Here is a 12,507-nt window from a genome sequence, read left to right on the forward strand (position 1 = left end):
GGGCACCGTCGGGGACGAGGAGGGAACGGGCCTGCTCGACGGTGCCGGGCGCACCGAGGACGGCGCGGGACGGACCGCGGGCGGAGGAACCGGACGGGTGGTCGACGGTCCGCTGGACGGGATCCCGAGCGCGCCGCCCGGGCCGGGCACGCCCGCGGGAGCGGGGCCGGGCGGAAGCGGGCGCGACGGGCCCGACGGTGCGGCGGGCGTGCTCGGCGCGCTCGGCGGCGGCGTCGAGCAGTCGGTCACGGTGGTGGGCAGCGGCTTGCCGTCGGGACCACGCGCCGCGCTCGACGGCGCGGCCGGACCCGGCGGCTTTCCGGACGGCTTCGCCGAGGTCGTCGCGATGCCCGGCTTCGCCGACGGCCCGGCCGGGGAGGAGACGGCCGCGGACGGGACAGCCGAGGGCTTCCCGGGGCCGGACGGTGCCGCCGGGCCCGAGGGCCCGGCCGGGCGGGACGGCGCACCGTCGNGCACGCCGCAGCCCACGACGACCACCTGCCCGGGCGGCAGGGGCTTGGGCAGCTGCGTGGGCGGCGCGACGGGCGCGGTCATGTCGGGGATGCCGCCGACGGGGATGGCCCGGTCGCGGTAGGCCTTCGACCAGGCCACGACGTTGTCGACGTAGGAGTTCGACTGGTTGTAGGCGAAGACCGCCACGCGCTGGGCGGCCTCGGCCTGCAGCCCGGAGGCGCTCGAACACAGGTAGCGGGCGGCGCCGTACGCGGCGTCGCGGACGTTGTTGACGTCGGCGTTCCCGTCGCCGGAGTTGTCACCGCCGAACAGCGACCACGTGGTGGTGAGGAACTGCATCGGGCCGAGGGCGCGGGCGAAGCCGTCGCCGTCGCGGATCACGGCGTTGCCGGCGAGCGAGCCGTCGAGGACGGGGCCCTGGATCGGGGTGAGCGTGTTGCCCGCGGCGTCGACGTTGCCGCCGTCGGCGTGCCCCGATTCGATCCGGCCGATCGCCGCGACGAGGTTCCATTCGATCCCGCAGCCCGGCGCTTCGAGCGCCATCCGGTCGGCGGCGCCGCGATAGGCGGCGTACGCGGCGCCGGGGATGCCGAGCGGCCCGGGGGCGACCTTCACGGCTTCGGGGCGCGGTGGGATCGGCACGNGCCGCGCCGCGGGCGCGGCCGGGGCGTCGGCGGGTGCCGGCGGGCGCAGGTCGGCGAGGCCGATCGCGGCCTGGGCGACCAGCTCGGGCCCGGGGGAGCGGTGCGCTGCGGGGGCCGCGGGCAGGGCGGTATCGGCGCCCGCGACGCCGAGCAGCAGCGCCGCGGCGCCGGCGGCGGCGGTGGCCCCGAGGATCCGCACTGTCGTCCCTCCCGGTTACTGACGAGTCAGTTTCGTGGCGCACGTTACTGCGCCACAGCAGCGTTGCGGGTGGGACTTCAGTGAAAATCAAAGATGTCATTCAGGTTCGGGACGATCGCGATCGGGCTCCCGATGTCGCGTGCTGGGGCGCTACGGGTGCTGCCGCGCACGTCCGCGGCCGCAGAACGCGACATCGTGAGGCGCCGGGTCAGGGCAGCGCGGCGATCGCGTCGACCAGCTGCTCCGGGGCGTCGTCCACGCCGTGCACCCGCCACGGCGACACCCAGCCCGCCGCTGCCAGGCCGGTGTAGACCGCGCCGGTGCGGGCCTGGAGGTCGCAGTCGCGCTCGTAGGCGTCGCGTTCGCGGGCGGCGTCGCTCGCCTCGCGGGACCGGGCGCGCTCGGCGGCGACGGTCACCGGCACGTCGAGGTACACCTGCAGGTCGGGCACCGGCAGCCCGAACCGGCTGAACTCGAGGTCGCGCACCCATCCCGCCACGGCACCGTCGGCGTCCTCGCCCAGGCGGGCGGCGCTGTAGGCGGCGGAGGAGGCGGCGTACCGGTCCAGCAGCACCACGTCGTGCGCGGCGAGTGCGGCGCGGATGTCGGGCGCCGCCGCCTGCCGGTCGAAGGCGAACAGCAGGCCCATCCCGTAGACCGACTCGGCGACGTCGCCGTTGCCGCCGCGCAGCGCCTCGGCGGCGAGGTCCGCGAACTGCGTGCCGTAGCGGGGGAAGGCGAGCGCGGTCACCGTCCGGCCCGACGCCTCCAGCCCCGCCGTGACGGCGCGGGTGAGCGTGTTCTTGCCGGCCCCGTCGAGGCCCTCGATCGCGACGAGTCGTCCCATGGGGAGGATCGTAAGGTGTCGTACGAGCAGGAACGCCGACGGCAGTGACAATATGGACAACATGAAACCCCGGATCCTGGTGATCGACGACGATCCCGCCCTGGCGGAGATGCTCACCATCGTCCTGCGCAACGAGGGCTTCGACTCGACGGTGGTCGGCGACGGCACGCAGGCGCTGAGCGCGGCCCGTGAGTTCCGCCCCGACCTGGTGCTGCTCGACCTCATGCTCCCCGGCATGAACGGCATCGACGTGTGCCGCGTGCTGCGCGCCGATTCGTCGGTGCCGATCGTGATGCTGACGGCGAAGGCGGACACGGTGGACGTGGTGTTGGGCCTGGAGTCCGGCGCCGACGACTACGTGATCAAGCCCTTCAAGCCGAAGGAGCTCGTCGCGCGCGTGCGGGCGCGCCTGCGCCGCACCGACGAGGAGCCGAGCGAGCTGCTGTCGATCGGCAACGTCATCATCGACGTCCCGGCGCACAAGGTGACCCGCGACGGGGAGGTCGTCTCGCTCACGCCCACCGAGTTCGACCTGCTGGTGACGATGGCCCGCAAGCCGCGGCAGGTGTTCACCCGCGACGTGCTGCTCGAGCAGGTGTGGGGCTACCGGCACCCGGCGGACACGCGCCTGGTGAACGTCCACATCCAGCGCCTGCGCGCGAAGATCGAGAAGGATCCGGAGAACCCGGAGATCGTCCTCACCCTGCGCGGCGTCGGGTACAAGGCGGGTCCGGCGTGACGGGACCGTACGGATCGTGATCGAGCGGGCCGGGGCGGCCCGGCTGGCGGACTGGGTGCGGGAGGCGGTGCACGCGGTCCGGTCGGACCCCGCGGTCGTGCTGCGCGACGGTGCCCGGTACGCGGGCATGGGCCTGTCCTACGCGGGCCGCGTGTGGCGCCGCTCGCTGCAGCTGCGCGTGGTCACCCAGACCCTGGTGCTCAGCCTCACGGTGCTGCTCCTGCTCGGCTTCGTGCTCACCTCGCAGATCGCGAACCAGCTGATCGACGCGAAGCTGACCGCGGGCAAGGAGGAGACGGCCCGGGTCAAGCAGAACGTGGAGATCGCCCTCGCGCGCAGCGAGCCGCGCACCGAGGGCGTGGAGTCGGTACTGCGCAGGGTGCGGTCGAGCCTGGTCAGCCAGGGCCTCGACGTGGGCCCGACGGCGGCCCGCTCGGGCAACTACGACCCGGTGCTGATCGTGCCCCACGGCTCGGGCCGTCCGCCCACCGTGTTGGGCAGCGAGAGCGAGGTGCCGCAGACGCTGCAGACCTTCGTGCGGAGCGGACAGACCGCGTTCCAGCACGCGACGGTCACCGACAGCACCGGCCGCTACGGCAAGGTGCTGGTGATCGGGACGCCCGTGCAGTCGACGATCGCCGGCCTGGAGCTCTACCTGGTGTTCCCGCTCACCCAGGAGGAGAACACCCTCAGCCTCATGCAGGGCACGCTGTACACCGGCGGCGCCGTGCTGCTCATCCTCCTGGCCGCCGTGAGCCTGCTCGTCGCGCGCCAGGTCGTGCTGCCCGTGCGGTCGGCGGCGCGGATCGCGGTGCGCTTCGCGGAGGGCCGGCTCAAGGAGCGCATGCCCGTGCGCGGCGAGGACGACATCGCCCGCCTGGCCATGAGCTTCAACGACATGGCCGAGTCGCTCTCCAAACAGATCGGGCAGCTCGAGGAGTTCGGCAACCTCCAGCGGCAGTTCACCTCCGACGTCTCGCACGAGTTGCGCACGCCGCTCACCACGGTGCGGATGGCGGCCGACATGATCGCGGACTCCGCCGACGAGCTGGACCCCGGCCTGCGCCGCACCACGGAGCTGATGCAGAAGGAGCTCGACCGCTTCGAGACCCTGCTCGCCGAGCTGCTCGAGATCTCGCGGCACGACGCCGGCGTCGCCGAGCTGCACGCCGAGCAGATCGACATCGAGGTGCCGATCGCCTCCGCGATGGCCACCGTCCGGCACCTCGCGGAGCAGTCCGAGACCGAGCTCATCCTGGACATGCCCGACGACCCCGTGATCGTCGAGGCCGACACCCGGCGGGTCGAGCGGGTGCTGCGCAACCTGCTCGCCAACGCCATCGACCACAGCGAGGGCAAGCCCGTGATCCTCACCATGCGCGCCGACGACGAGGCCGTGGCGATCACCGTCCGCGACTACGGCGTGGGTCTGCGACCCGGCGAGGAGAAGCTGGTCTTCAACCGGTTCTGGCGGTCCGACCCCTCCCGGGTGCGGCGCTCCGGCGGCACCGGGCTCGGCCTGGCGATCAGCATCGAGGACGCGCGTCTGCACAGCGGCCGGCTCGAGGCCTGGGGCGAGCCCGGCAGCGGCTCCTGCTTCCGGCTCACGCTGCCCCGCGTGCGCGGGGGCAGGGTCACCGTCAGCCCCCTGCCGCTGAAGTCGATGACCCGGCGTGGCACGGACGGGGGGTCCGACGGTGCGTAGCCTCCGAACCCCGGCCGTGCGGGGCATGGCGATCCTCCTCGCGGCGCTGCTCGTGCTCAGCGGCTGCGCCAACATTCCCGAGTCCACGAGCCCGCGCGTCATCGGCGACCTGGGCGGCGAGACCGCGGCGCCCGACCGGGGCCTGGGGCCGCGCCGGGACGTGCAGCCCGAGCTCATCGTCCGCGACTTCCTCAAGGCGAACGCGGTGGCCGACGGCAACTACGCCGCCTCCCGCAAGTTCCTCACGCCCAACGCGAACTGGCAGGTGCCGCAGCAGTCCGTCGTGGTCAAGGACATCGACGTCCTGCCCACCGAGCGCACCGCGAACTTCATGAAGGCGACGATCCGCGCGCAGGCCACGGGCTATCTCGGCGCCGACGGCACGTTCGAGCCGGCGTCGCAGTCGATCACGCAGAACGTCCAGCTCGTCCAGGTCGACGGGCAGTGGCGCGTGCAGGGGCTCAGCTCCGTCGGTGAGACCCCGATGCTGGTCATCGACACCGAGCAGTTCAGCCTCGTCTACCGCCGGTACCTGCTGTACTTCCCGGACCCGACGGGACGCACCCTGGTGCCGGACGCGCGGTGGCTGGCGGGGCCCCGTTCCAAGCTCGCCTCCGACCTCCTGCTCCTGCTGGTCCGCGGTCCGCGCGCGACCCTCAAGGACGCCGTCTTCAATCCCTTCGGCGCCAACGCCGGCGTTCGCGGCGCCGTCACGGACGCCGAGGGCACGCAGCGCGATCCGGGGGTCGGTTTCGCGGGCGTGCGCGTGGACCTCACGGGCCTGCCCCGGGTCGAGCCGGACGTGGCGCGGCTGGTCGCCGGGCAGATCGTCTGGAGCCTCGCGGGCGCCGACGTGCAGGGCCCGTACGTCATCACCGTCGACGGCTCGCCGCTCGACGACAAGCACCAGAAGGGCTGGAACCCCAACGACGTCGCGTCGATCAGCCCGAACGCCTCCTCGGACCTCGCGGTGGGCCTCCACGGCGTGCTCGACGGCAGGTTCGTCAAGATCGCCGGCGGGCAGATCACCGGCGTCGCCGGGCCCCTCGGGTCGTCGACGTCGATCCGCTCCGTCGGGCTGTCGAGCTCGGGGCGGCAGGTGGCGGCGGTCCTCGACGCCGGTGGCCGCGGCGGCCCCGGGACGGCGCTCGCGCTCGCCCCGTACGGCGGGGTCCCCACGCAGGTGCTCACGGCGGGGACGATGACCCGGCCCTCGTGGACGCCCGACGACGCCGGGGTCTGGACCGTGCTCGACGGGACGCGCGTGGTCCGGGTCCGGCAGGACCAGACCACGGGTGAGGTGTCGACCGCCGACGTCGATGCGAGCGAGGTGGCGGCCGTCGCGCCGGGCCCCATCACCGACCTGCGCCTCTCGCGCGACGGGGTGCGGGCCGCGCTCGTCGTGGGCGGGACCGTGCTGGTCGGCGTCGTGCAGGCGGCGCCGAACGGGCAGACCAAGCTCGCTCACCTCACGTCCGTGGTCACCGACCGCGAGCCGGCCGCCTCGTCGGTCGACTGGCAGACCGGCGACACGATCTTCATCGGCCGCAACACCTCCGACTCCCCGGTGCTGTCCGTGCGCTACGACTTCGGCGAGATCGCCACGCTCCCGAGCCGCAACCTCTCGCCGCCCGTCTACAACGTCGCGGTGTCGATGACCTCGGTCTACGCCACGGACTCGTCGGGGGTGTGGGAGATCGGCATCGGTGCGCCGAGCAGCGATGAGCAATACTGGAGCCAGGTGGATCGCCTGGCGGGGGGCCGGGCGAACCCGGTGCTGCCCGGCTAGATCCCGGTGCGCCCGGGGACGAGCGCACCGGGAGCGGGGGAGCCGTGCGTGTCGTGCGGAGCGTCGTCCGCGGGGTGGCCGGCGGAGTCGACGATCTCATCGAGCTGGCCGTGCCCCGTACCTGCGGCGGCTGCGGCTTCCCGCGGGTGCGCTGGTGCGCGCGCTGCGAGGCCGCCCTGCACGACGTTCCGGCACTGATCCGCGCCACCGTCGATCCGGGCGTGCCCGTCTGGACGCTGGGGAGGTACGACGGCGCGCGGCGTCGCGCCGTCCTGCAGCTCAAGGAGCGCGGCCGCGGCGATCTCGCCGTCCCGCTGGGCCGGGCCCTGGCGCACGCGGTGCTGCGGCTGCGCGCCTGGGGCGAGGTCGACGGTCCGCTGATCCTCGTGCCGGCGCCCACCACCGCGTGGGCCGCCCGCCGCCGGGGCGGCGACGTGGTGACCGCGGTGTGCCGCGCCGCCGCCCGCACCGCGGAGCCGGTGTGCGCGGTGACCGTCGCGCCGGTGCTGCGGTCCGTGGGCGCCGCCGAGTCCGTGGGGCTGAGCGCGTCGGCCCGGGCCGCGAACGCGCGGGGCACCGTCCGCGTCCGGGAACTGCCGCCCGCGGGCACCGTCGTGCTGGTCGACGACGTGGTGACCACCGGGGCCACCCTGGCCGAGTCCGTCGCCGCCCTGGCCCGACGGGGCGTGACCGTGGCCGCCGCGCTCACGCTGGCCGCGGCGTGACACGTCGGTGAACTCACGGTGGCCAAATCCTGGCGGGATCCGAGAACCGGGGCTATCTTCGGGGGTACCTTTCCCGGTTCGAGAAAGAGGAGGTGATGGCACACCTTCCCTGGCGGCGGGCAGTCCGCCCGCCGTTCGAATCTGAGCCTGCTCCCACGCGCGTCTGACCGACGTGACGGATTGGTGATCCGCACGAGCGCACAGGATCCGGGCCTGCATGAAAGGTTCCACATGACCCTTCTGTCCCCGCGCGACACGAATCGCGCCCACGCGACCCCCAACGTCGAGGTCGACCCCTTCCGCGAACCCAGCCACGTGACTGACGAGCGCGACAAGGACTACCTCACTCCCAACGCCCCCGTGGCCATCGACGGCCGCAACGTGGAGGTGCCCGAGCACTTCCGCGTCTACCTGGGAGACAAGCTGGCGCGGCTCGAGAAGTTCCGCTCCACCATCACCCTGTTCGAGGTCAGCCTCTTCCACGAACCCAACCCGCGGCAGGCCAAGCAGTGCCAGCGCCTGGAGCTCACGGTCCGCGGCAAGGGCGGCGTCGCCCGTGCCGAGGCGGCGGCGGAGAACTTCTACGCGGCCTTCGAGACCGCCCTCTCCCGCCTGCAGAGCCGTCTGCGCAAGGCCTCGGACCGGAAGAAGGTGCACTACGGCAACCGCACCCCGGTCTCCGTGGCGGAGGCGACGGCACCGTCGGCCCTGCCCGACGCACCGGCCGCGGCGGAGGCGGACGACGACCCGTACGCCGCGCTCGTCGAGGACCACCTGCCCGGCCAGATCGTCCGTATCAAGGACCATCCGGGCACGCCGATGACGGTCGACGACGCCCTGTCGCAGATGGAACTGGTCGGCCACGACTTCTTCCTCTTCTTCGACAAGGAGGCCGAGAAGCCGTCCGTGGTCTACCGACGGAAGGCTTTCGACTACGGCCTCCTCCGCCTGACCTGACGTTTCGCCTACCATGGATCCCGGCCGCCGCACAGGCGGCCGGGATTCTTAGCTGTATTCACGGGATTGAGGTTGCTCAGTGGTTCTCTCCAAGGTGCTGCGGTTCGGCGAAGGCCGGATGGTCAAGCGGCTCGACGGCCTGGCCTCCTACGTGGAGAGCCTGAACGACGAGTACGAGGCGCTCTCGGACGAGAAGCTGCAGGCCAAGACCGAGATCTTCAAGAAGCGCCTGGAGAAGGGCGAGTCCCTCGACGAGATCCTCCCGGAGGCCTTCGCCACCGCCCGCGAGGCCGCGTGGCGCGTGCTGGGGCAGAAGCCGTACCACGTGCAGATCATGGGCGCCGGCGCCCTGCACCAGGGCGACATCGCCGAGATGAAGACCGGTGAGGGCAAGACCCTGACCTCGGTCATGGCCGCCTACGCGAACGCGCTCACCGGCAAGGGCGTGCACCTGGTCACCACCAACGACTACCTCGCCAAGCGCGACGCGGACTGGATGGGCCGCGTGCACCGCTTCCTCGGGCTCGAGGTGGACTGCATCCTCGCCGGTCAGGACCCGGACCGCCGCCGGCAGGCCTACAGCGCCGACATCACCTACGGCACCAACAACGAGTTCGGCTTCGACTACCTGCGCGACAACATGGCGCACAGCGAAGAGGAGCTGGTGCAGCGCGGCCACAACTACGCCATCGTCGACGAGGTGGACTCGATCCTCATCGACGAGGCCCGGACGCCGCTCATCATCTCCGGCCCCGCCGACGCCTCGTCGAAGTGGTACACGGAGTTCGCGCGCATCGTCCCGCTGATGGAGAAGGACGTCCACTACGAGGTGGACATCCGGAAGAAGACCATCGGCGTCAACGAGGCCGGCGTCGAGCTGGTCGAGGACCAGCTGGGCATCGAGAACCTGTACGACGCGCAGAACTCGCTGCTGGTCAGCTACCTGAACAACGCGATCAAGGCCAAGGAGCTCTACGAGCGCGACAAGGACTACATCGTCCGCTCGGGCGAGGTCCTCATCGTCGACGAGTTCACCGGCCGCGTGCTCGCGGGCCGCCGCTTCAACGAGGGCATGCACCAGGCCCTGGAGGCGAAGGAGAACGTCGAGATCCAGGCCGAGAACCAGACCCTCGCGACGATCACGCTGCAGAACTACTTCCGCCTCTACGACAAGCTCTCGGGCATGACCGGTACCGCCGAGACCGAGGCCGCCGAGCTGCACCAGATCTACAAGCTGGGCGTCATCCCGATCCCGACGAACAAGCCGATGATCCGCAAGGACCAGACGGACCTCATCTACAAGACGGAGGAGGCGAAGTTCGCCGCCATCGTCGAGGACATCGCGGAGCGGCACGAGGCCGGCCAGCCCGTCCTCATCGGCACCACCTCGGTCGAGCGGTCCGAGTACCTCTCCCGCCAGCTCGAGCGCAAGAAGATCCCGCACACCGTGCTCAACGCCAAGTTCCACGAGCAGGAGGCGGCGATCATCGCCAAGGCGGGCACGCCCGGCGCCGTCACCGTCGCCACCAACATGGCCGGCCGCGGTACCGACGTCGTGCTGGGCGGCAACCCCGACATCCTCGCCGACCTCGCGCTGCGCGAGCGCGGCCTCGACCCCGTGACCACGCCCGAGGAGTACGAGGCGGCCTGGGACGAGACGATCGAGCAGGTCAAGAAGGAGTCGAAGGCCGCGGGCGACGACGTGCGCGACGCCGGCGGCCTCTACGTGCTCGGCACCGAGCGGCACGAGTCGCGGCGCATCGACAACCAGCTCCGCGGCCGCTCCGGCCGCCAGGGCGATCCCGGCGAGTCCCGGTTCTACCTCTCGCTGGGCGACGAGTTGATGCGGCGCTTCAACGGCGCGCAGATCGAGGCGTGGATGAACCGCGTCAACCTGCCCGACGACGTGCCGATCGACAACAAGTTCGTCTCCCGCGCCATCCGCAGCGCGCAGACCCAGGTCGAGCAGCAGAACTTCGAGATCCGCAAGAACGTCCTCAAGTACGACGATGTGCAGAACGAGCAGCGCAAGGTCATCTACGACGAGCGCCGCAAGATCCTCCGCGGCGAGGACCTCTTCGACCAGGTCAACCACATGACCGACGACGTCGTCACGGCGTACGTCGGGGCGGCCACGGCCACGGGCTACGTGGAGGACTGGGACCTCGAGGAGCTGTGGACCGCACTGAAGACGCTGTACCCGATCGAGCTGGACTGGAGGCAGGTCGTCGGCGAGGACGAGAACGGCGACCGGGACGAGATCACGAGCGGCGAGCTCAAGGACATCCTGCTCAAGGACATCCATGCGGCGTACGACCGGCACCAGGAGGGCATCGAGAAGGCCGCCGGCGAGGGCACCATGCGCCAGGTCGAGCGGTCCGTGCTGCTCTCGGTGCTGGACCAGAAGTGGCGCGAGCACCTCTACGAGATGGACTACCTCAAGGAGGGCATCGGCCTGCGGCAGATCGCCCAGCGCGATCCCGTGGTCGAGTACCAGCGCGAGGGCTACGACATGTTCAACGGCATGCTCGAGGGCCTCAAGGAGGAATCGGTCTCCACGCTGTTCAAGGTCCAGGTGCAGGAGCCCGAGGAGGGCGCCGCGACCGCCGACGGTGCCGCCGCGCCCGCAGCACAGGTGAGCAGCCCCGTCGCCGAGCCGGATCCGGAGAAGATCACCCTCTCCGGCCCGTCGGAGCAGGGCGACCTCACCGAGATCGCGCAGAACGCCGACGAGCCGCAGGGTTCCCGGTCGGAGCGCCGCGCCGCCAAGCGTGAGGCCGACAAGGCGGCGCAGAAGGCCGCCACCGCGCGCGGCAAGCACCGCCGGTAACCGGGCGCCGGGCGGCGTCCGGCGGGCCCTACGCGGGGTCCGCCGGCGTCGCCGTCGGCCCGGGTCGCACCGCGAGCGCCCGGCCGGCGCTGAGGGTCGCCGCCACCACCGCAACGGCCGCGATCACGGCGCGGATCCAGGTCGCGGTCGCCGTCGAGAAGTCCGTGGTCGACGCCGCGGCGACGCCGGCCGCTGTGGCCGCCGCTGCGCCGAGGGGGAGCGCCCACGCCAGGGTGCGCACCGTCGGGCGGATGCGCGCATCGCCCCGCGCCCGGAGCGCTCCGGCCACCGCCGCCAGGGCGGCGGAGTACGCGAGCAGGCCACCCGCCGCGTAGATCGCGAGCACCACCGAGGTCGACGGTGCCAACGCCGACCCCGCGAACGAGATGCCGACGAAGGCGAGGACCGGCGACAGCCCGACGGCGGCGCCCAGCACTCCGGCGATCACGACGGTCCCGATGCGGTCGCCCTCCCTGCCCCGCGGACGGACGCCCACGGCCCACAGCACGAGGCCGGTCACGGCGCCCACGATGGCACCGACGGCACCGGTCGGGCGATAGCCGCTCGGCTCGAGCGACGAGTCGGCGCCCAGGTACGTGCCGTCCTCGATCGACCACGTCCCGCCCGAGGCCGTCGCGCCCAGGAGCGCCACGGCCGCGCAGCGGAGCGCGAACCAGAACGCCTGTCGCATCGCCGGCATACGGCTACTTGCCGCCCTTCTTCGCGTACTCCGGCACGCGGTCCTGGCCGGTGCGCTCGCCGATGACGTCCATCAGCCGGTCGGTGGCGCGGCGGATCGACTCCTGGTCGTCGAGGCTCGCATCGCTCAGGTCCAGCGGCGGCAGCACGTCGACCGTGACCCGGCTCTTCCAGAAGTTCTTCCGCGTGCGGTTGTCGGTGTGGCCCAGTGCGATCGGGACGAGCGGCGTGCCCGTGGCGAGCGCGACGCGCACGGCGCCGGTCTTGCCCTTGTACAGCCGGCCGTCGGGGGAGCGGGTGCCCTCGGGGTGGATGCCCCAGGCGCCGCCCTCCTCCACGATCTTCGTGGCCGCCTCCAGTGCCGGAGCCGAGACGGATCCCCCGCGCCGGTCCACCGGTATCTGTCCCATCCCGGAGAAGAAGATCTTCTTGAACCGGCCCTTGAGCCCGGGCTCGGTGAAGTAGTCCGCCTTCGCGAGGAAGCTGACGGGGCGGCGCGCGCTCTGCACCACGTAGAACGAGTCGGAGATCGCGAGGTGGTTCGCGGCGAGGATCACCGGGCCGCTGCGCGGAATGTTCTCCAGCCCGGTGTATTCGGGGCGGCCCCACGCCCACAGGGCGGGGCCGATGAGGAGGTGGCGCGCCACCCGGTAACGGAACGCGGCACGCAGCGAACTCAGCGACATGACCCTTGTGTACCGCCCCGCGGGGCCGTGCGCCCCCGATTCGCGCAAACACCGGCGTAACCCGCGTCACGCGGCCGTCGTGAACGCAACCCACCGCCACCGTCCGGCCGCGGCCTCGACCCGGCCCGCCGCGGCGAGCACGCGTTCGCCGCGGGTGTAGGTCAGGAAGATCTCGGCCCCCAGGTCGGGGCCGCGGGGGCGGCGCGGCCGCGG

Annotated in this window: 9 protein-coding genes and 1 pseudogene; 7 read left to right on the forward strand and 3 right to left on the reverse strand. The window is 72.2% G+C overall.

Annotated elements, in window-relative coordinates:
* Positions 1-97 precede the first annotated feature (97 nt).
* Positions 98-472, forward strand: a pseudogene (locus tag ACNAYW_RS22245) (hypothetical protein); the annotation flags it as partial.
* A 1,053-nt stretch (positions 473-1,525) separates the two neighbouring features.
* Here ACNAYW_RS22245 and ACNAYW_RS22250 read toward each other — a convergent pair.
* Positions 1,526-2,164 (reverse strand): dTMP kinase, encoded by a 639-nt coding sequence (locus tag ACNAYW_RS22250; RefSeq protein WP_415851806.1) that lies wholly within the window; start codon positions 2,162-2,164, stop codon positions 1,526-1,528.
* A 52-nt stretch (positions 2,165-2,216) separates the two neighbouring features.
* Between ACNAYW_RS22250 and mtrA the strand changes: the two genes are divergently transcribed.
* The 6 genes from mtrA (at position 2,217) to secA (ending at position 10,909) form a co-directional block, all read left to right on the forward strand.
* Positions 2,217-2,903, forward strand: coding sequence for an MtrAB system response regulator MtrA (gene mtrA, locus ACNAYW_RS22255; RefSeq protein ID WP_415851807.1), 687 nt, complete (start codon positions 2,217-2,219; stop codon positions 2,901-2,903).
* Between the two features lie 127 nt (positions 2,904-3,030).
* Positions 3,031-4,608 (forward strand): MtrAB system histidine kinase MtrB, encoded by a 1,578-nt coding sequence (gene mtrB / locus ACNAYW_RS22260; RefSeq protein ID WP_415851819.1) that lies wholly within the window; start codon positions 3,031-3,033, stop codon positions 4,606-4,608.
* Entirely contained in the window at positions 4,601-6,397 is a 1,797-nt protein-coding gene (gene lpqB, locus ACNAYW_RS22265) for an MtrAB system accessory lipoprotein LpqB (RefSeq protein ID WP_415851808.1), read from the forward strand. The genes mtrB and lpqB overlap by 8 nt, the downstream gene beginning before the upstream one ends.
* Before the next feature lie 44 nt (positions 6,398-6,441).
* Positions 6,442-7,122, forward strand: a complete 681-nt coding sequence (locus tag ACNAYW_RS22270) for a ComF family protein (protein WP_415851809.1) — start codon at positions 6,442-6,444, stop codon at positions 7,120-7,122.
* A 231-nt stretch (positions 7,123-7,353) separates the two neighbouring features.
* Positions 7,354-8,079 (forward strand): ribosome hibernation-promoting factor, HPF/YfiA family, encoded by a 726-nt coding sequence (gene hpf / locus ACNAYW_RS22275; RefSeq protein WP_415851810.1) that lies wholly within the window; start codon positions 7,354-7,356, stop codon positions 8,077-8,079.
* A gap of 118 nt (positions 8,080-8,197) precedes the next feature.
* On the forward strand, positions 8,198-10,909 hold the full coding sequence (gene secA, locus ACNAYW_RS22280; protein ID WP_415851820.1) for a preprotein translocase subunit SecA: 2,712 nt from the start codon (positions 8,198-8,200) through the stop codon (positions 10,907-10,909).
* A 28-nt stretch (positions 10,910-10,937) separates the two neighbouring features.
* Here secA and ACNAYW_RS22285 read toward each other — a convergent pair whose 3' ends face one another.
* Both ACNAYW_RS22285 and ACNAYW_RS22290 read right to left on the reverse strand, forming a co-directional pair.
* Positions 10,938-11,609, reverse strand: a complete 672-nt coding sequence (locus tag ACNAYW_RS22285; RefSeq protein ID WP_415851811.1) for a hypothetical protein — start codon at positions 11,607-11,609, stop codon at positions 10,938-10,940.
* 4 nt (positions 11,610-11,613) lie between these two features.
* Positions 11,614-12,294, reverse strand: coding sequence for a lysophospholipid acyltransferase family protein (locus tag ACNAYW_RS22290; protein ID WP_415851812.1), 681 nt, complete (start codon positions 12,292-12,294; stop codon positions 11,614-11,616).
* Positions 12,295-12,507: the final 213 nt, after the last annotated feature.

It is taken from the genome of Tsukamurella ocularis (assembly GCF_965138335.1).
GTDB lineage: Bacteria > Actinomycetota > Actinomycetes > Mycobacteriales > Mycobacteriaceae > Tsukamurella > Tsukamurella ocularis_A.

Coding starts and splice junctions, on each gene's coding strand:
- ACNAYW_RS22250 (WP_415851806.1), bottom strand. CDS start 2,164: ATGGGACGACTCGTCGCGATCGAGGGCCTCGACGGGGCCGGCAAGAAC.
- mtrA (WP_415851807.1), top strand. CDS start 2,217: ATGGACAACATGAAACCCCGGATCCTGGTGATCGACGACGATCCCGCC.
- mtrB (WP_415851819.1), top strand. CDS start 3,031: ATGGGCCTGTCCTACGCGGGCCGCGTGTGGCGCCGCTCGCTGCAGCTG.
- hpf (WP_415851810.1), top strand. CDS start 7,354: ATGACCCTTCTGTCCCCGCGCGACACGAATCGCGCCCACGCGACCCCC.
- secA (WP_415851820.1), top strand. CDS start 8,198: ATGGTCAAGCGGCTCGACGGCCTGGCCTCCTACGTGGAGAGCCTGAAC.
- ACNAYW_RS22285 (WP_415851811.1), bottom strand. CDS start 11,609: ATGCCGGCGATGCGACAGGCGTTCTGGTTCGCGCTCCGCTGCGCGGCC.
- ACNAYW_RS22290 (WP_415851812.1), bottom strand. CDS start 12,294: ATGTCGCTGAGTTCGCTGCGTGCCGCGTTCCGTTACCGGGTGGCGCGC.